The organism is Mucilaginibacter humi (assembly GCF_013087555.1).
On record NZ_JABFCR010000025.1, the window covers coordinates 1 to 19253 of the forward strand.

At 42.1% G+C, this 19253-nt stretch carries 20 protein-coding genes and 7 pseudogenes; 20 read left to right on the plus strand and 7 right to left on the minus strand.

Annotated features, from left to right (window positions below; genetic code table 11):
- From rnr to HK413_RS19505, 8 genes and pseudogenes are all read left to right on the plus strand, one after another.
- Positions 1-1624 (plus strand): annotated as a pseudogene (rnr, locus tag HK413_RS06730) (ribonuclease R); the annotation flags it as partial.
- A 21-nt stretch (positions 1625-1645) separates the two neighbouring features.
- A complete protein-coding gene (locus HK413_RS06735; RefSeq protein ID WP_175269622.1) occupies positions 1646-2620 on the plus strand; it encodes a polyprenyl synthetase family protein in 975 nt (324 codons plus the stop codon).
- Positions 2621-2814: 194 nt separating this feature from the next.
- Positions 2815-3477 (plus strand): hypothetical protein, encoded by a 663-nt coding sequence (locus tag HK413_RS14980; RefSeq protein WP_217452120.1) that lies wholly within the window; start codon positions 2815-2817, stop codon positions 3475-3477.
- 29 nt (positions 3478-3506) lie between these two features.
- Positions 3507-4355: a hypothetical protein gene (locus HK413_RS14985; protein ID WP_217452121.1), complete on the plus strand. Its 849-nt coding sequence runs from the start codon at positions 3507-3509 to the stop codon at positions 4353-4355.
- 13 nt (positions 4356-4368) lie between these two features.
- Positions 4369-4761: a twin-arginine translocation signal domain-containing protein gene (locus HK413_RS06745; protein WP_175269623.1), complete on the plus strand. Its 393-nt coding sequence runs from the start codon at positions 4369-4371 to the stop codon at positions 4759-4761.
- Entirely contained in the window at positions 4664-5464 is an 801-nt protein-coding gene (locus tag HK413_RS19495) for a glycoside hydrolase domain-containing protein (RefSeq protein ID WP_217452122.1), read from the plus strand. Before HK413_RS06745 ends, HK413_RS19495 begins: the two co-directional genes overlap by 98 nt.
- Positions 5448-6239, plus strand: coding sequence for a glycoside hydrolase domain-containing protein (locus HK413_RS19500; protein WP_175269625.1), 792 nt, complete (start codon positions 5448-5450; stop codon positions 6237-6239). Before HK413_RS19495 ends, HK413_RS19500 begins: the two co-directional genes overlap by 17 nt.
- The gene (locus HK413_RS19505) at positions 6236-6697 is read left to right on the plus strand and encodes a glycoside hydrolase domain-containing protein (protein ID WP_175269626.1); all 462 of its coding nucleotides are present in this window, start codon (positions 6236-6238) and stop codon (positions 6695-6697) included. The genes HK413_RS19500 and HK413_RS19505 overlap by 4 nt, the downstream gene beginning before the upstream one ends.
- Before the next feature lie 213 nt (positions 6698-6910).
- Here the strand turns inward: HK413_RS19505 and rpmA are convergent, their stop codons facing one another.
- The 5 genes and pseudogenes from rpmA to HK413_RS19515 form a co-directional block, all read right to left on the minus strand.
- Positions 6911-7318: a 50S ribosomal protein L27 gene (gene rpmA / locus HK413_RS06765; protein WP_175269627.1), complete on the minus strand. Its 408-nt coding sequence runs from the start codon at positions 7316-7318 to the stop codon at positions 6911-6913.
- Between the two features lie 51 nt (positions 7319-7369).
- Positions 7370-7678, minus strand: coding sequence for a 50S ribosomal protein L21 (gene rplU, locus HK413_RS06770; RefSeq protein ID WP_175269628.1), 309 nt, complete (start codon positions 7676-7678; stop codon positions 7370-7372).
- A gap of 125 nt (positions 7679-7803) precedes the next feature.
- Positions 7804-8172: a hypothetical protein gene (locus HK413_RS06775; protein ID WP_175269629.1), complete on the minus strand. Its 369-nt coding sequence runs from the start codon at positions 8170-8172 to the stop codon at positions 7804-7806.
- A 111-nt stretch (positions 8173-8283) separates the two neighbouring features.
- A pseudogene (locus HK413_RS06780) lies at positions 8284-9167 on the minus strand (dicarboxylate/amino acid:cation symporter).
- 98 nt (positions 9168-9265) lie between these two features.
- Positions 9266-9379, minus strand: a pseudogene (locus HK413_RS19515) (cation:dicarboxylate symporter family transporter); the annotation flags it as partial.
- Between the two features lie 368 nt (positions 9380-9747).
- Between HK413_RS19515 and HK413_RS06785 the strand changes: the two are divergent.
- Together HK413_RS06785 and HK413_RS06790 are read left to right on the plus strand one after the other, a co-directional pair.
- Positions 9748-10275 carry a hypothetical protein gene (locus HK413_RS06785; RefSeq protein ID WP_175269630.1) on the plus strand — a complete coding sequence of 176 codons (528 nt, stop codon included), beginning with the start codon at positions 9748-9750 and terminating at the stop codon, positions 10273-10275.
- A gap of 45 nt (positions 10276-10320) precedes the next feature.
- Positions 10321-10816: pseudogene (locus HK413_RS06790) on the plus strand (RNA polymerase sigma factor).
- Between the two features lie 39 nt (positions 10817-10855).
- Here the strand turns inward: HK413_RS06790 and HK413_RS14990 are convergent.
- Positions 10856-10993 carry a hypothetical protein gene (locus tag HK413_RS14990; protein ID WP_217452123.1) on the minus strand — a complete coding sequence of 46 codons (138 nt, stop codon included), beginning with the start codon at positions 10991-10993 and terminating at the stop codon, positions 10856-10858.
- A gap of 17 nt (positions 10994-11010) precedes the next feature.
- Here HK413_RS14990 and HK413_RS06795 point away from each other — a divergent pair, with 17 nt between their 5' ends.
- Positions 11011-11394, plus strand: a complete 384-nt coding sequence (locus HK413_RS06795) for a hypothetical protein (RefSeq protein WP_175269631.1) — start codon at positions 11011-11013, stop codon at positions 11392-11394.
- Here HK413_RS06795 and HK413_RS06800 read toward each other — a convergent pair.
- Positions 11391-11735: a hypothetical protein gene (locus HK413_RS06800; RefSeq protein WP_175269632.1), complete on the minus strand. Its 345-nt coding sequence runs from the start codon at positions 11733-11735 to the stop codon at positions 11391-11393. The genes HK413_RS06795 and HK413_RS06800 overlap by 4 nt on opposite strands.
- Positions 11736-12273: 538 nt before the next feature.
- Between HK413_RS06800 and HK413_RS06805 the strand changes: the two genes are divergently transcribed.
- The 9 genes and pseudogenes from HK413_RS06805 (at position 12274) to HK413_RS20895 (ending at position 19248) form a co-directional block, all read left to right on the plus strand.
- Positions 12274-13005 carry a DUF1761 domain-containing protein gene (locus tag HK413_RS06805; protein ID WP_175269633.1) on the plus strand — a complete coding sequence of 244 codons (732 nt, stop codon included), beginning with the start codon at positions 12274-12276 and terminating at the stop codon, positions 13003-13005.
- Positions 13006-13091: 86 nt separating this feature from the next.
- Positions 13092-14042 (plus strand): annotated as a pseudogene (locus HK413_RS06810) (glycosyltransferase family 2 protein).
- An 85-nt stretch (positions 14043-14127) separates the two neighbouring features.
- Positions 14128-15096, plus strand: a pseudogene (locus HK413_RS06815) (glycosyltransferase).
- Positions 15097-15103: 7 nt separating this feature from the next.
- Positions 15104-15403, plus strand: a complete 300-nt coding sequence (locus tag HK413_RS06820; protein ID WP_175269634.1) for a hypothetical protein — start codon at positions 15104-15106, stop codon at positions 15401-15403.
- A 59-nt stretch (positions 15404-15462) separates the two neighbouring features.
- Positions 15463-15729, plus strand: a complete 267-nt coding sequence (locus tag HK413_RS22055) for a glycerophosphoryl diester phosphodiesterase membrane domain-containing protein (RefSeq protein ID WP_175269635.1) — start codon at positions 15463-15465, stop codon at positions 15727-15729.
- Complete coding sequence (locus HK413_RS06830) at positions 15657-15836, plus strand: hypothetical protein (RefSeq protein WP_175269621.1); 180 nt, start codon at positions 15657-15659, stop codon at positions 15834-15836. The genes HK413_RS22055 and HK413_RS06830 overlap by 73 nt, the downstream gene beginning before the upstream one ends.
- A 3-nt stretch (positions 15837-15839) precedes the next feature.
- Positions 15840-17338, plus strand: a pseudogene (locus HK413_RS06835) (GH3 auxin-responsive promoter family protein).
- A 2-nt stretch (positions 17339-17340) separates the two neighbouring features.
- Complete coding sequence (locus HK413_RS06840) at positions 17341-18531, plus strand: 1-deoxy-D-xylulose-5-phosphate reductoisomerase (protein ID WP_217452124.1); 1191 nt, start codon at positions 17341-17343, stop codon at positions 18529-18531.
- Positions 18532-18537: 6 nt separating this feature from the next.
- Entirely contained in the window at positions 18538-19248 is a 711-nt protein-coding gene (locus HK413_RS20895) for a M50 family metallopeptidase (protein ID WP_317169355.1), read from the plus strand.
- Positions 19249-19253 lie beyond the last annotated feature (5 nt).

Consider the following 19253-nt stretch of genomic DNA (forward strand, 5'->3'; position numbering starts at 1 on the left):
GATATCTTCATCCCAATGGGTGAACTTAACGGCGCTAAAAACGGAATTAAAGCAGTTGCCGAGATAACCGACTGGCCAGCCCGGGCTAAAAATCCCGTCGGCCGCATCAAACATATTTTAGGTGCGCAGGGCGAGAATGATACTGAAATGAACGCCATTCTTGCCGAGTATGGCTTTCCGCTCTCCTTTCCTAAAGAGGTTGAGCAGGATGCAGAAGAGATTTCAGCGGATATAACCCCTCAGGAAGTTGCCAAACGCCGTGACTTCAGAAACGTTACCACTTTCACTATCGACCCATTTGATGCCAAGGATTTTGATGATGCCGTATCTTTTAAAATATTAGAAAACGGTAATTACGAAGTAGGTGTACACATTGCGGATGTATCGCACTACATCATTCCTGACTCAGCTTTGGATAAGGAGGCTTTTGATCGTGGCACATCAGTTTATCTGGTAGACAGGGTTATCCCGATGTTGCCCGAGCGGTTATCAAACGGTTTATGCTCCCTACGTCCAAACGAAGATAAACTTTGCTTTGCAGCAGTATTTGAACTTGACGAACAGGCAAATATCCAGAATGAGTGGTTCGGGAAAACGGTCATCAACTCAAACCGTCGTTTTACCTATGAGGAAGCACAGGAGGTTATTGAAACCAAGCAAGGCGACTTTACAAAGGAGATATTAAAGCTGAATGAACTGGCCTACATACTACGTGATCGTAAATTTAAAAACGGCGCCATTAGCTTTGAAACTACCGAGGTTAAATTTATTCTTGATGATAAAGGCAAACCAACAGGAGTATATGTAAAAGAGCGTAAGGATGCACACAAACTGATAGAAGATTTTATGCTTTTAGCCAACCGTAAGGTAGCCGAGTTTGTAAGCAAAAAGGTAAAGGAAAGCATAAGTACACATTCGTTTACCGTGCGCACGATTCGCCTAAGCCTGATGCTTTGGCCAGCTTTGCTAACTTTGCTGCGCGATTTGGATATAAGATCAATACCAAATCCGACAAAGAAACTGCCAGGTCACTTAACTTTTTGATGGAGGATGTAGAAGGCAAAAAGAAGCGAATGTATTGACCCACCTGGCTATCCGGTCTATGGCTAAAGCTATTTATACTACCAAAACCAGCAGTCACTACGGTTTGGCGTTTGATCATTATACACATTTCACTTCGCCCATCCGCCGCTATCCGGATGTGATGGTGCACCGTTTATTGCAGCATTATTTAGATGGCGGCCAATCTGTTAATGCAGATCATTATGAAAAAATGTGCCAGCATGCTTCAGCAATGGAAAAGAAAGCTGCCGATGCCGAACGCTCATCAGTGAAGTACAAACAGGCAGAATTTTTTGAAAGACCGGTGGGCGGTGTTTACAGCGGTATTATATCAGGCGTTACAGAGTGGGGCATGTATGTAGAGATCATTGAAAATAAATGCGAAGGAATGATCAGGCTACGCGATATCTCTGACGATTTTTATACCTTAGACGAGAAAAATTATGCCATCATTGGTCAGCGTAAAAAGAAAATTTACCAACTGGGCGATGAGGTTAAAATACGTGTAAAAAACGTCGACCTCGCTAAAAAACAAATTGATTTTTCGTTAGTACAGGATTAATATTGCCTGTAACTTATTACTATGAGAGAACTACAAGACCTGCAGCAATTAATTGATAAAGCGGTTACTAATCTTAAATACCCGGTGTACCCCGCCGAGTTATACGAGCCTATAGCGTACATCCTGAGTATGGGTGGCAAACGCATGCGCCCGGCCCTGTTATTAATGGCCTGCGACCTTTTTGGTGGCGATGTTGAAAAAGCGTTACCCCCTGCCCTTGCAATCGAAGTGTTCCATAATTTTACGCTGATGCATGATGATATCATGGACAACGCTCCGCTACGCCGTGGCAAAACCACCGTGCACGAAAAGTGGAACCAAAACGCGGCCATTCTATCAGGTGATGTGATGCTGATAGAAGGTTATAAGCTGATGATGCAGGTTGAGGATAGGCTGCTGCGGGTTATATTGGATATATTTAACAACACAGCAGTAGGTGTTTGCGAGGGCCAGCAATTGGATATGGATTTTGAGGTACGCAACGATGTAAAGATAGACGAGTATATTTACATGATCCGCCTTAAAACTGCTGTAGTATTAGGTGGTGCTTTAAAAATAGGATCGATATTAGGCGGAGCCGATATGAAAGATGCCGAGCTGATTGCCGAATTTGGCGAGAACCTTGGCCTGGCTTTCCAGTTACAGGATGATATCCCGGATGTATATGGTTCGCCTGAGAAGTTTGGTAAACAGGTTGGCGGTGATATCATATCCAACAAAAAAACTTACCTGTTAATAAAAACATTAGAGTTAGCTAATACTGACCAAAAAGCCGAGTTGAACAAATGGATCAAGGCCGAACAATTTGATCAGCAGGAAAAAGTGGAAGCCGTAACTGCAATTTATAGTGATTTACAGGTAAGGCAACACGCCGAAACTACCATGCATACCTATGCTGATAAAGCTTTTGAAGCATTAGAAAAGATCAATCTCCCGGAAGAAAACAAACAATACCTGCGCGATTTTGCAGATAGTTTGATGGTGAGGGAATATTAGTAACTTTAGATACGAAAAAACTGTTAACGACTTGCTCAAGCAAGGTCTGAAGACCGTAAACCCATACGTGTACTTGTACCGTCCCTATAAGCTTTAGGATCAGGGAATCATAGTATCAGCTTTTTTACAGCGGCTGTAACCTATTATGCTAAAAAGATTTAGCATATTTAGTCAACCAATATTAAACTGATTTTATGAAACCCCAAAAGCTATCCCCTGTTGCTTCGGCTGCTGGTAAAAATCCGCGTCGCACATTCATTAAAAACAGTGCAACACTGGCTGCTTTAGTAGCTGCCGGTCCGCTGGTAAAGCTATCGGCATTTGCGGCTAATAAGCCCGCCAAAGAGTTGATAAATGGACTGCAGGTAGGCATGGCATCATTTGCTGACGAAGGCGTTGATAGTGTATTGGATACCCTGCAAAAACGCGGTGCCATCAACACCATATTTTTAAATACATTTACTTATGGTGATGGCCTTTCAGGCAGGCAGGTTGGCGGGCAACCTTTTCCAGATCATGGGCCACAGGAAAAAGACTTGAATTACCACGGAGGTAATTACGCCATCCCTCATCCCCAATACTATAAAAACACAACTTTAAAAGGTACCCGGTCGCCGGAATATGGTAATCGTGACCTCGTTGCCGAAGTTATAAAAGGTACCCGCAAACGCGGAATGAAAGTATTTGCCACCATTGAAGACCAGTGGCGCGACGATGTACCGGGGATTGACGATTGCCGCGAGGTTGATCTGATGGGACGCAAAACAAAAACAACTTGCCTGTTCAATCCCAATGTCCGGGCTTTTGGACGGCCCCGGCTACTGATACTTGTGCAAGCTATGACACGGACGGTTTAGTATTTTTTAACGAACGCAGCGGCCCTTTATTGAACGCTTTGGGTGCAAGCCATTTGGTTGGTACGGTAGATCCATCTAAATCAACCTGCTTTTGCCAGTATCACCAGGAAGCGGCCAAGAAACGCGGTATCAATTTCGAACGTACCAAAGAAGGATATCATAAACTGGATGCCTTTGCAAAAGCAGCTTTAGCTGATCAGCGGCCAAGTGATGGGTATTATGTCGAGTTCCAACGCATCATGCTGCAGTATCCGGAGATAGTAGCCCGGGATCAGCTGTTTGATTATGGCAAGCACCAAATTGTTGATGATGTTTATAAAGCAATTAAGGCGCTTGGTAAGAAACAGTTGGTCGGTTTACATATTGAACATGTTAACTCTTTTAATCCTTTCTTTCGCGCTACGCGCGATTATGCAGACCTGGCTACCCGGGTTGATTTCCTGAAGATTGTAGTTTATAACAACTGCGGCGGCGAGCGTTACCAGCATTTTATTAAAAACATCGGTTTGACAATGTTCAAGGACATCCCGCACGAGGAACTAATGCGGTTTAATAGCCGCCTATTAGGTTACAGCGAAAATGAAGCTTCATATAATGATCTGCCGATAGCCGGCTTGTCCCCCGACTATGTTTATCGCGAAACACAACGCGCGCTTAAAGGTGTAAAAGGCAAATGCCTGATACTACCCGGCATTGATATTGGCATCCCGACAGGAAAGAACAGCCGCAAGCAATCGCCTGATGATGTTTACAAAGCAACGCTTGCCGCTTATAAGGCCGGTGCCGATGGTATTATCCTGTCCCGCAAATACTCTGAAATGAAACTGAACCTTATTGATGCTGCCGGACGGGCTATCCGCGAAGCGACCAAAGGTTAACCTCCTAAAATATATGAAAGACGAAGCAAAAGACGGAATTTCAAGACGCAGGTTTATGCAAGCCGGTGGTATGCTGGCTGCGGCTGCGGCCATACCTGTTACTGTAAAAGCCGCTACAAATACACCGCCAGAAGACACAGCCAAACCCGAAGAAGACTACCTGCAATACATCGACCCTATAATAGGCAATATAGCCCCGCTGTTGAATACAAACCGCCCGGTGGTACATTTACCCAACCAAATGGTGCGAACACACCCCAGGCGCCGGGATTACCGGATGACCGGTATCCGGATTCCCGTTATTGTCGTTGAATGTAATTACACCTCAGGTTATCTTCTCTGTAAGGCCGGCAAAAGGTACGCTAAGCGATGCCGACTGGAACGAGCGCCTTACCTACGATCATGATATGGAAGTAACCCGCCCCCGGTATTATGCAACTACGCTGATTGATAAAGACATACGTGTTGAACATACGGTGGGTAGACGTGGTGGTATATACCGGTTCAGCTATCCTAAAGGTGTTGCAAAACATGTATTACTTACCCATTGCTATGATAATGGCTTATATGATATAGCGCCTGATGGCACCATTACAGGTACCGAGATTGTTATCGATAGTATCCATGCGCAACGCGGCAAGGCTTACATGTACGGTACTTTTTCAGGCAAGCCGGTAAGTGCCAAATCAAATGGTGATAAAGACTGGGGTAAATATACCGTTCAGGGTGCCTTAGCTACACCTAAAATGATGAATGGCGAAAAGGTAGCTATGAGCTATGCTAAAACCGATGCAGATACCGTCGAGTTCAGATTTGCGGTTTCCTTTATCAGTCCGGAGCAGGCGAAGAAGAACTATATCGAGGAGTTTGCCCATATTACTTTCGACCAGTTGGCCGCGCAGGGTAAAGAGATCTGGCGAAAAGAGATTGGCAAGATAAAGGTTGAGGGCGGTAATGTTGGTCAAAAACGAACGTTCTATACGGCGCTGTACCGCAGCTATGTGCGTATGTTCAACATCACCGAAAGCGGTGGCACGTACTTCAGCGGTTACGACGATAAGGTGCATGATGATAAACGCAACATGTATACGGATGATTATACGGGGTGATTACATAGCGCAGCACCCCTTGCGTTGTATTCTTAATCCTGCACAGGAGGGCGATATGCTGCAATCGTACGTTAACATGTATGAGCAGAGCGGCTGGATGCCCGAGTATCCTAAAGTATTTGGCGACCGCCCGGGTATGTTCGGCTTCTATTCGTCGGTGATGTTTTTGGATGCTTACCGTAAGGGTGTCCGTAACTTCGATACTAAGAAAGCATTAGAGGGCATGCTAAAGAATGCGGAGCAGGCCACCATGCTTGCCTCTACAAACGGCCCTAAAGGCGCGTTGGAAGACTTTTATTACGAAAAAGGTTACTACCCCGCCCTGAACATCGGTGAGGCTGAGAATGACGCGGTTGCGAAGGCTAAGCGCGGTGCCCGCTCGGCGGTTGCGGTAACTATAGCGGCAAGCTACAACGATTGGGCAGTGAGCGAATTGGGCAAAGAGTTGGGCAATAACGCGGTGCACCTAAAGTTTGCACCAAGGGCCAGTAATTATAAAAAACTTTGGAGCAACGACAAGATGCTGTTTATGCCAAAGAACGACAAAGGCGAATGGGTACCGATTGATCCAAAATCAACGGAAAGGACTTATAATAACCAATCTTATTACAACGAGAATAACGCGTATACTTACAAATTTGGCGTGACCCATGATATTGAAGGATTGATAGAACTGATGGGCGGTAAGGATAAGTTCGAGGCCGAGCTCGACCAGCTTTTCCGTGAAGGCCGGGTAGCAGTCGTGCCGCCTTCTACGCCAAGTTTCCGGATATGACTGGATTAATAGGCCAGTTCTCTATGGGTAACCAGTGTTCGTTCCAGATCCCGTACTTCTTTAATTACACCAACAGTCCCCGGAAAACACAGAAATGGACACGGTTTATACTGGATGTTTATTTTAAAGATAACGTATTAGGCGTTTGCGGCGATGAGGACGGCGGGTCAATGTCATCAGTAGTCGTATTCACAGCTATGGGCTTCTTCCCGGTTAAGCCCGGTTCGCCTATGTATACCATTACCAGTCCGTTGTTTAGTAAAGTAACTATTGATCTGCCGAATGGCAAGATGTTTACTTTGATTGCTAAGGGATCATCCAAAACTAAGAAGTATATCCAGTCGGCTTCTATGAATGGCAGGAAGCTGGATAAACTATGGTTCTCGCACCGGGACCTGGTTAACGGTGGGACGTTGGTTTTAGAGATGGGAGAAATACCTGTGAAGCATCAGGCATAAATAGATTAGTCATGCCGAACTCGTTTCGGCATCTCACAGACAGGTAAACATTTATTGAGCAAGTGGGATGCTGAAACAAGTTCAGCATGACAGATTATAAAACAAAAAACCCTTATCAAATTTGATAAGGGCTTTCTATTTCTATCAGACGCAAAATATTGCGTCTCTACATTACTCAGCAGCCGGTGCTTCTTCAGCGTCAGCAGCTTTTTTTTAGCTGGTGCTTTTTTTTGCTTTTGGAGCAGCTTCTTCAGCCGGTGCAGCAGTTTCTGCTACAACTTCAGGAGCAACCTCTGCAACTGGTGCCGGTTTAGCTGCTGCTTTTGCTTTAGGTGCTGGTGCCAGATCTTCTGCTACCGGTGCAGTTGCAAAAGGAATAACAGATACGTATGAACGGTTGTCTGCTTTCTTTTTGAAAACTACTTCGCCTGCTGCTAAAGCAAATAAAGTATGGTCTCTTCCGATACCTACGTTAAGGCCAGGATTGTGTTTTGTACCACGCTGACGTACGATGATGTTACCTGCTATTGCCGGCTGACCACCAAATATCTTGATACCTAAACGTTTGCTATGTGACTCGCGGCCGTTTCTTGAACTACCGGCCCCTTTTTTGTGTGCCATTTTCTTATATTTTTATGACCGGCCTTCAGGCTGATCGTTTTAAAAATCTGATTATAAAGTGATACCGGTGATCTGGATCTTGGTAAATTGCTGACGGTGACCGTTTTTCTTTTTGTAACCTTTTCTTCTTTTCTTTTTGAAGATTATTACTTTATCACCTTTTAAATGAGACAGGATCGTAGCAGATACCTTAGCGCTTTTCAAATCAGTTCCTAATTTGAATTTACCTTCGTTTTCTCCTAACAACACATTGTCAAATTCAATACTAGCGCCCTCGTCACCTTGTAATCTGTGTACAAAGATCTGCTGGTCTTTAGCAACTTTAAATTGCTGGCCTGCTATACTTACTATTGCGTACATGGTTTGTTAATTAATGTTTTAAAATTCGAGGTGCAAATATAGGTAATTGTATTTCAAATTACAACACATCTTTTATTTTTTCTGATCACCCTCTACCTTGTTTAGCACATTGGTAATTTCTTTTATTACGCCAGGTTAGCATCAACCAGGCGTATGTCGCCATCAAAGTTTGTATCAAATACTACCTTTTTACTTTTACGCTGGTATTTAAACTCTATAATATAGCGCACCGGCTGTTTCGATCCTACCTTTATGCTGTCGCCGGTTTCATCTACCGGGAAATCCCAGAAACCCAGGTCGGCAGCCTTACGGTGCAGGTATAAAAGATCATCTTTACTTAAATGCAACTTCATTTTAACTAAAGAATCTGCACGGTTTAAATATTGATAGTCGCCAGTTTTTGAATCATACTTATTCACCAGGCTATCGCGGGTGCCGTACTGAATGCTCATCGACTCAAACTCACTAAACTTATAGGGCGCGTTTTTCAGCATGTGATTATAGTAATACAAGCAATAAAATAGAAACGGTAGAATAATGCTTAGCGCAAGGAATATTTTTTTCGACTTAGATAACATGAATTTAATTATTGATTTAATGATTTATTATAGATCCTCGACCGGGATGTGATTTCCATTGGTAAGCTCTCCCTCCCATTTACTTACTACCGCTGTTGCCATTGCGTTACCCAATACGTTGGTTGCAGAGCGGCCCATATCCAACAAAGGATCAATACCGATCAACAAGGCCAAGCCTGCTTCCGGGATACCAAACATAGCTATTGTGCCCGCTATAACCACTAACGAGGCACGCGGCACACCCGCAATTCCCTTACTGGTTAACATCAGCGTTAACAGCATAGTAAGCTGCTGTGCGAAGGATAAATGAATACCGTAGGATTGCGCGGGGAACAAAGATGCAAACGTCATATACATCATAGAGCCGTCCAGGTTAAACGAATAGCCAAGCGGTAATACAAAGCTTACAATTTTGTTACTGCAGCCAAAGCGTTCCATCTCTATTAACACACGTGGATAAGCCGCTTCACTGGTTGAGGTACCAAAGGCTACCAGCATCGCATCCTTAATACTGCTTACCAGTTTAAATGCACGCCCTCTTAAAACAAAGAAACCGGCTAAAATAATTACGGCCCATAAAACTATCAGCGAGAAATAGAACTCGCCTATAAAAATGGCATAGGTAGATAGTATGCTTAACCCCTGCTTGGCAACAATGGCTGTAATGGCACCAAACACCGCTAACGGCGCCAGCTTCATTACATAACCGGTTATCTTTAATATAACATGCGCAATGGCATCAAACGCTTTTACAACGATCTCGCCCATCGGGCCAATTGATGCTGTGGCAACGCCAAAAACAGGGCGAATACAACGATTTGTAAGATCTCATTGTTAGACATCGACTCGAAAAAACTCTTCGGGAATACATGGCTGATGAAATCTTTAAGCGAAAGCGCCGACTTTTGAATGTCGGTACCCGGTGGCTATCAGGCAACATCAAGTGCATTTCGCGGCCGGGTTGAAACAGGTTCACCAATATCATCCCTAATAATAAGGACACCAGCGTAGCACTTAAAAACCATAACAAGGTCTTCCCGCCTATGCGGCCAACTGCTTTTATATCGCCTACCTTAGCTACACCAACCACTAAGGTTGTGAATACCAATGGCGCTACGATCATCTTAATCAGCCTCAAAAATATATCGCTTAACAATGTGAAATACTGCACCTTACCCTCGCGGATCGTGTCGTTCTCCTTACGAATTTTAGCCTGGGCCGATTTCTCTTTTTAAGGTCTTTGTATACTACCGCGTTGGTATCCTTTAACAATACCAGCTTATTATCAATAACTTTGATGGTGGTTTCGGCGGCACTAATTTTGTTATTGTAATCTTTAAGTACAGCAACATTATAAATGTAACCAACAACAACACCCAAAATAAGGGCGATGAAAATATAGAGGGTGAGTTTGTTTTTCTTCATTTCTAAATATAACGGTGCGAAGCTACAACTATTTACTATTTTGCTAAATATATTAATTTTTAAAACATGAGCACAGCCGTATATGGCTTACAGGATATTAAAAAAGAGTTGCAACACTTATCCGGGCTGCAAATTGCCGAATTATGCCTGCGCCTTGCCCGGCATAAAAAAGAGAATAAGGAGTTATTGGCTTACTTATTATTTGAGGCTGATAATGACACCGCCTTTATCGAGAAAGTAAAAGCCGAAGCGGGGTTTATGTTTAGCCAGTTACCGGTGCGCAGTTATGAGGCCGCAAAATACCTGCGTAAAATTTTAAGGCTGCTAAGCAAGTACACTAAATTTATGGCATCAAAAGAAGCAGAGATAGAACTGCTTTTAAACTTTTGCACCAATTATATACAATATGCCGACAAGCGTACATCTTACAAACCTCTTCGCTTAATATTAACCAGGCAGATAGAAAAAGCGCGCATAGCTATTGGCAAATTGCATGAGGATATGCAGTATGATTTTGTGAATGATTACAACCTGGTGCTTGATGATGCCGAAAAAAAACTAAGCTGGTTTAGCAAGAGTAATTATATGTTGTAACATTACTCCTATCTTTGCATCTAATTAAGAAACTTACCTATAACTGTGAGCGAAAAGGAAATTGTCTTTAAGCAAATATTTGAAACTAATTCAAAAAAGATATTCCATTTATGCTATGGTTATACCGGGGATGATGATGCTGCGAACGACCTGTTACAAGAAACATTTTTAAAAGTATGGCAAAACCTGGATAAATTTCGTAACCAGGCAATGATCTCTACGGATATACCGGATAGCGGTTAACACCTGTTTAACTTATTTAAGATCAGAGAAACGACAGGCAAAAGATGAGCTGACACCGCAGATAGCGGAGAGTAAGATGGAGGAAGTTTCTAACAAGAACGAGCAGGTTGCGTTATTGTATAAATGTATATCAAAGCTTGAAGAGTCGGAAAGAATTATAATAACTATGGTGCTTGACGAGTTACCATATCCTGAAATTGCAGACATCTCGGGTATATCTGAGGGTAATTTACGGGTTAAGATTTTCCGTATTAAACAAAAATTGACAGAATTATATAATCAGTATGAAAGACTTTGATCATTTAATGTCGGTTTGGCAGGAACAGCCAAAAAAGGATCAGCTTTCAGTAGATGATGTGCTGAAACAGGTGAAGAAGGGAATGAGCGGAATGAGCAGGAAACTGCTGCTGGGCATTATAACCATGTCTTTATCATTTATTGGTGTACTTGGGGTGATGTTATTTTTAGTATTCACGTCCCTGGGTAACCTACGTGGGTATTATCATTATAATGATAACCATATTGCTGTACGGATTGATGATGATAAGGGACTACCGCGTTATCAGCAAGCAGGATATAACCACCAACCCTACCGAATACCTGCAAAGCTTAAAAGAATATCAAAAAAACCGCGCAGTAGTTTATGGCTGGTTATTCTATGCTTATATGCTGCTTATTAGCTGCGGCCTGGTATTATACTTTTCTGAAGTATTACAAAGTTCGTCTACAACATTTAAAGTTGCGGCTTATGGTTTTAGCGCGTTGTGGCTTTTGTTCTGTACGTTTTATTTAAAGGGCCGTTTTGTAAAAAACGAACAGGATAAAGTAAACCTGATGATAGACAGGCTAATACGTTTACAAAACCAGTTCGATTAAAGCTTTTTAAAATCGGCATAGCATTTACGGATGTATAGCAGCATATCGTAATCGTTCATCTTCTCAACCTTAGTCTTCGCGGGCCGGTACCTTATCATGAAGATCCTTACAGAATCATCGCTTAAATGAGTTATTGATTTTATCTTTTCCTTTGAAAACCTTCCCGATATATAAGTCTCTTCTTCGTCCTGTAACAGCGTCCGCTGCAGTTTGGTTGTTTTATCCTTGTGTTTGCCAAACAATCGCATCACCTGTAAAAAATTAATAGTAACCAGTTCGCTGGTATTGTTTGGCCGGTTAGACCGTTCATATATAGATCGCTTTACAAAAATATCCCCCACACCCACCGGTTTATATGCAAACGTTTTGGCAAACTCTTTCCTGAGGTTTAATGAATCCTGTTTTTAGTGCGCCGGCCTTTTATAAAAACGCTGCTTAATATCACACTATCAGGCTGTAAATAAATTTTTGAAGGCATTTTTGCTTGTCCTATAATAAACTGCCGGGGCCTGTAACCTATATGAGTTATTTTAAGTGTATCGCCAACCAATATATGATTAAAATTTAATGTAGCCCTACCGTCAACATCACTAAAAGTAAGCATTGATTTTTAACGCGTACGGTAGCACTTATAACGGGTAGTTTTGTATCGTCATCAAATATTGTGATTGATTGTTGTTGTGCGCTAAGCTTGCCGGCAAAAAACAAAAATATAAATACACCGGCAAGCCGCATACAGTGAGGGTTTAGTTTTAGCACACCCTAAAGTAAAACACATCTTACTGATTTATAAAACTTTAACAAACCTTAACATACAAGTTAATTTATGTTAAATATTTACCGATAGTTGTTTAATTTGTAGTAGCGTTAACACCACAAATGAAAACCAAATCACAAGCCATAGTAATCAAAATAACTTTAGTGAGCAGTATGGGTTTGTATGGGCTTTCGCTAACACAGCAAGCCTATTGCATCACAGGCTCTTGCGGTAATCACTGGATGGGTATATCTATCGTGGCGTTGGGTGCTATTGGTGGTATTATGAGCCTTGCGGGTTTAACCTGGTACGCCAATCCATTAATATGGGCTGCATGGTCGCAGATCAATAAGAAGCCCAAACAGGCCATGATTTTTAGTTTAATAGCTACTTTGCTTTCTGCATCATTTTTATTAGCTGCTACGATATCAGATGTACAACCTAACGTTACCTCTTATATAACCGGATACAGGATAGGCTACTGGCTATGGCTGGGCAGTATGGTCACGACATTGGTTGGCAGTGCAATAGTTTACCTGTTAAGCAGGGATAACCTGTCCATAATCAACGGCCGGATAGTATTAAAAGTCGACTTTAACAACCGGTGTGCCACGGGAGTAAAACTTTTTACCGGGGACGACAACGTCCTGCGGGCGGACAACAAGAAAATAAAACTATATGATGGCCTGCAGGCAATTTTATGGGATTATGATTATCACGATAAGAAAACGGACAACCTGGCCGTTATAGCGGTAATAAATTATAGTTTTGATGAAAATTGCTGGGTTGCCGGGTTTAATTTTGACGACCTGAAGCATGAATCGGAACGCGTGCATGGCTTATTGGAGAATTGATTAAGATGCCTGTAAATCATTCCTCATTTTTTATATTTTTGCATGGGCTTGAAGAATAGCATTAGCTCTTGACCTACTACCAATAAATGGATATATCAGTTGTAATACCTTTATATAACGAAGTTGAATCATTACCCGAGCTTACCTCCCGGATAAGCAAAGTAATGGACGAACACGGCTTCCTGTACGAGATAATATTAATTGATGATGGCAGTACAGATGGTTCATGGGAGATGATCCAAAAGCTGCGTTTAAATAATCCTTTTATAAAGGGTATTAAATTCAGGCGCAATTATGGCAAGTCTGCCGGATTAAATGTGGGTTTTGAAGCCGCAGAGGGTAATGTGGTTATCACCATGGATGCTGATTTACAAGATAGCCCTGATGAGATCCCCGAATTATATCGCCGCATAACAGAAGAGAAATACGATTTGATATCAGGCTGGAAAGCTAAGCGATATGACCCCTGACTAAAACCATTCCTACTAAATTATTTAACTGGGCCACGCGTAAAATGTCGGGCATAAATAACCTGCACGATTTTAATTGCGGTTTAAAAGCTTACCGTAAAACAGTAGTAAAAAACATAGAGATATACGGCGAAATGCACCGCTATATCCCTGTTATAGCCAAGTGGGCAGGCTTTACAAAAATAGGCGAGCAAATAGTTGAGCACCGCGCACGTAAATACGGTGTAACAAAATTTGGGCTAAGCCGCTTTATTAATGGTTTTTTAGACTTACTATCGATATTTTTGTAGGTAAGTTTGGTAAGCGCCCAATGCACTTCTTTGGTGCTATTGGTGCCCTAAGCTTCTTTGCAGGAACCGTTTGTGCGATATGGATTATAGGCGAAAAGCTTTACGACATAGCAAATCATATCAAGGTTTCACGCGAGGTAACAGCCCAGCCCTTATTTTATATTGCCTTAGTTGCTATTATAATAGGTTCGCAATTGTTTTTAACCGGCTTCGTTGCCGAACTGGTAGCCCGCAGCGCCCCGAGCGGAATAATTATCAGATAGAAGATAGTATTTGAAGATTTGAAAATGCGTCAATTTGAAAATATTGCGCGTTTAACTCAATCTTCAAATCATCAAATTTTCAAATCATCAAATTAAAGAATGTTTTTCTCCATCATCATACCCTTATACAACCGCCCGCAAGAAATAAAAGAATTGTTGGAAACACTCACCCAGCAAACCTATAAAAACTTCGAGGTGCTGGTTATTGAGGATGGATCAAAGGATGATGCTGAAGAAATAGTTAAAAGTTTCGCCGGCCAGCTTGATATTAAATACTTTGTAAAAGAAAACGCCGGCCGGGGCTTTGCACGCAACTATGCCTTCGAGCGCGCCAAAGGCGATTACTTTATCATATTTGATTCGGACTGTTTGATTCCCGAGGATTACCACGGAAATAGTCAACAACTCGCTTTCCGAAAACTGGCTGGATGCCTATGGCGGCCCGGATGCAGCTCACCCATCTTTCACTCCTACTCAAAAAGCAATCAGCTATGCCATGACGTCGCCATTTACAACCGGCGGCATAAGGGGGAATAAAAAAGTCTTGGCCAGTTTCACCCGCGTAGTTTTAATATGGGTATCTCCAGGCAGGTATGGGAAAAAGCCGGTGGCTTTATCATCACCCGCTCTGGCGAGGATATCGAATACAGTATCCGCATCCATAAAATGGGCTTTAAGATCGGCTTAATTCCGCGGGCAAAAGTTTACCATAAACGCCGTACAAACTTTCTGCAATTTTATAAGCAATTGCATTTTTTTGGCAGGGCGCGCATTAATGTTTATAAGTTCTTCCCTAACGAGCTTAAGGCGGTACATTTCTTTCCGGCCATATTTACGTTATGCGTATTATTTACAGCAATTTCAAATATATTTAACTGGCAAATAGCTACCTTATGCAATATAATTGCGGCACTTATTATTTTGTTAATATTTTTTCATTCATTAAGTAAAAATAAGTCAGTAAAAATTGCATTTTTGAGCGTAGTGGCTTCCTTCATCCAACTAACAGCTTACGGGCTTGGTTTTATACAGGATTTCTGGAGGCGCGTAATAATAAAAAGCTGGTAAATAAAGTATGTATCACCCCTTTTCTATAGCAGAAACAACAAAATCTGCCCGGACAATTTTCAAGAAAAACTTTGTAACTATAATTGTTTATTCATTTATATCATTTTTGCTGCTTTCTGTTTTAGGTATCATTACCGAGTATGTGATCTCGCCCGAAGCTTTCTGGGGGAAAATGGCGGTTTCATTTATTATGATATTTGTGCAAGCCTATACCACGCTTGGTCTTTATAAATTAATATTTACCGTTATTGACAGTGAGTATTATGAATTTGAGTTTAACCGGTATTACCGGCATTCAAAAGCATAGTAAGTTACCTGATCGTAGTTTTCTTTATAGCCTTCCCGGTAACAACATTCCATTTTCTGATGACCAGGTTTGATGATTATCCCAACATTCAAACTTTATTAGAAAATATCGCGGCCTTGCTAACATTATATATCGCGCTGCGAATTATGTTTTTCATTACGTTTGTAGTTGATGATCAATCGGGCGCTTTCGAATCAATACGCCAAAGCTTTCAGCTAACAAAAGGGTACTTTTTTAAAGTATTGATCATGTTGTGCATAATTTTATTATTTATTGCCCTCCCCGCAGCATTATCCGGTATGATGGATTTGGCTTTATCTCCATAGCCATAATATTTACCTACCCTTTCGTTAATATACTATTAGCAGTAACTTACCGCAAACTGGTATACAGCCACCAGGATGTGGATGATGATATTGCCGAAACCAATTAAGTTATGGGTTTAAAAGCCATTTTGAGCAAGGTATTTGCGGCATGGGTTAATAAAGATCTTAGCCGTATCCGCCAAAATGCGCCCCAAATTCAGCAAAAAGTTTTTGAGCAATTAATAGAAGGGGCGAATACTACCGCCTTCGGGCGCGACCATTATTTTGGCGATATCAAAACTTACGAAGATTTTAAACGCCTTGTCCCCATACGCGATTATGAAGAGCTTAGCCCCTACATTAAACGTGTTGTAGATGGCGAAGTTAATGTGCTTTGGCCGGGCAAACCTACTTATCTTACCAAAACATCAGGCACTACATCGGGGGTAAAGTATATACCTATCAGTAAAGAAAGCATGCCCGAGCATATTAAGGCCGCGCGTAATGCTTTGCTAAGCTACATCCACGAAACTGGCAAAGCCGATTTTTTAGATGGCAAGATGATATTCCTGCAAGGGAGCCCGGTATTAGCCGAACGAGCAGGCATTCCAACCGGTAGGCTATCGGGTATAGTAGCGCACCATGTACCTGCTTATCTCCAAAAGAATCGCCTGCCAAGTTATGAGATCAATTGTATTGAAGACTGGGAAGAAAAGGTAGATGCGATCGTACAGGAAACCATCAGCCAGGATATGCGCCTCATATCGGGCATCCCGCCCCGGTGCCAGATGTATTTCGACAGGCTATCAGCTATATCCGGTGGTAAAAATATCAAAGACATCTTTCCAAACTTTAAATTGTTTGTATATGGCGGCGTAAATTTTGAGCCCTACCGCAGCCGGATGATGGATAGTATAGGCTTTAATATCGATACTATTGAGACCTACCCTGCTTCGGAAGGTTTCATCGCTTTCCGTGATTCGCAGAAGGAAAAAGGTTTATTGTTATTGGTTGACTCCGGTATCTTTTATGAGTTTATCCCAACTGATGAATATTTTAACGAAAATCCAACCCGCATTGGCTTACAGGATGTAGAGCTGGATAAAAATTACGCCTTAATATTAAATACCAACGCGGGTTTATGGGGATACAGCATTGGAGACACCGTAAAGTTTGTATCCGTGAACCCTTATAAAATAGTTGTGACCGGGCGTATTAAACATTACATTTCAGCGTTTGGAGAACATGTTATTGGCGAAGAGGTTGAACAGGCGTTGATGGGTGTAGCTAACAACGAAGGTGTTGATATTATTGAATTTACAGTTGCCCCGCAAGTGAACCCGCCAGCAGGGGAATTACCTTACCACGAGTGGTTTATTGAGTTTGGGACTGAACCAAACGACCTGACAGCTTTTGCCGGTAAAGTAGATAAAGCGTTGCAAGCGAAAAATATTTACTATTTTGACCTTATTGACGGTAACATTTTACAACCTTTGGTCATCCGGAGTTTGAAAAAGACACGTTTATTAATTATATGCGGTCGCAAGGTAAGCTTGGCGGACAGAATAAAGTACCCCGGTTAGCTAACGACAGGAAGATAGCCGACGGATTAAAAGAATACATTCTTTAAAATTGAGTAACCAAATTAAAAACATAGCCATTCTTGGCTCGACAGGAAGTATTGGCACACAGGCGTTAGAAGTGATAGGCGAAAACCCTTCGTTATTTAACGCGTATGTTATCACTGCAAATAACAACGCCCGCCTGCTCATCCAACAGGCCTTACAGTTTAAACCTGCTTACGCCGTTATTTGCGACGAAAGTAAATATGCTGAGGTTAAACAGGCATTGGCTAAAACGGACACAAAGGTTTTGGCAGGTATAAAAGCGATAAACGAGATCGTAACTGATCCGAAGATCGACATTGTATTAACCGCTATGGTTGGCTTCGCGGGTTTAGAGCCTACCATTGCTGCTATTAAGGCTGGTAAAACCATCGCGTTAGCAAATAAAGAAACCCCGGTTGTTGCCGGCGAGTTAATAACAGATCTGGCAAAACAACATAAAGTTAAAATATTACCGGTTGATTCTGAACACTCGGCTATTTACCAATGCCTGGTCGGCGAGGAAAATAACAAGATCGAAAAGATCATATTAACCGCGTCGGGCGGTCCGTTCAGGGGTAAAACTGCTGCGGACCTGGCCGCTGTAACCCGCGAGCACGCGCTTAAACATCCAAACTGGGTAATGGGCGCCAAAATAACTATTGATTCGGCTACGCTGATGAATAAAGGGCTGGAAGTAATTGAGGCTAAATGGCTGTTTGATTTAAGTGCCGATCAGATAGATGTTATCGTGCACCCGCAATCAATTATACATTCATTAGTTCAGTTTGAGGATGGATCAATAAAGGCGCAAATGGGTTTGCCGGATATGAAGCTACCGATACAATATGCACTGGCATCACCTGACAGATTAAAAAATAATTTCAAACGCTTTAATTTTACAGATTACCCGCAACTTACATTTGAAAAGCCTGACATAATGACCTTTAGAAATTTAGGCCTGGCTTTTGATGCATTGAATAAGGGTGGTAACATGCCTTGCATTATTAACGCCGCCAATGAGGTAGCCGTAGCGGGTTTTTTAAGCAATGGTGTAACATTTTTGGCTATGAGCGCTCTTATTGAAAGCTGCATGCAAAACATCAGCTTCCAAACCCAGCCTACCCTTGACGATTATTTGAATACTGACAAAGAAACACGCATATTTGCGCAAAATTTAATAAAACAAATGCCTGCAAAGGCTTATAATTTGATATAGAGAAGAATGAGTATAGTAATTATGGTTGGCCAGTTAATACTGGGACTTTCGATTTTAGTGATATTGCATGAGCTGGGCCACTTTTTAGCCGCAAGGGCCTTTGGTATTAAAGTAGATAAATTTTACCTGTTTTTTGATGCCCGGGGCTTTAGCCTGTTTAAGTTTACTTATAAAGACGTTGAATATGGCATTGGCTGGTTACCATTAGGTGGCTACGTTAAAATTGCCGGTATGATTGATGAATCAATGGATACCGAGCAGATGGCGGGCCCGGCACAACCGTGGGAGTTCCGCTCTAAACCGGCCTGGCAGCGTTTAATTGTTATGCTTGGTGGTGTTTTTGTAAACGTGGTGTTAGGTATATTTATTTTCTGGATGCTTACCGCGCGTTTAGGCGAAAGTTATATTGCAAACTCAAGTATAAAATACGGCATAGTACCGGGTACCATTGGTAAAAAAATGGGACTGGAAGCCGGTGATAAAATAGTAGCAGTTAACGGAAAACCGGTTGACCGGTTTGAGGACCTGATGAGCTCGAAGGTATTGTTAGACCATACCGTTTTAACCCTGCAAAGAGGTGAGAAAACAATGGACGTTACCGTACCTGCAAATATTATAAATGACTTGTCGGATTATGGTATAGAGCAATTTATCAGCCCTTTACCACGCCTAAAGTTTGCTATTGATTCGGTAGTACTGGTAGCGGAGCCCAAATAGCCGGA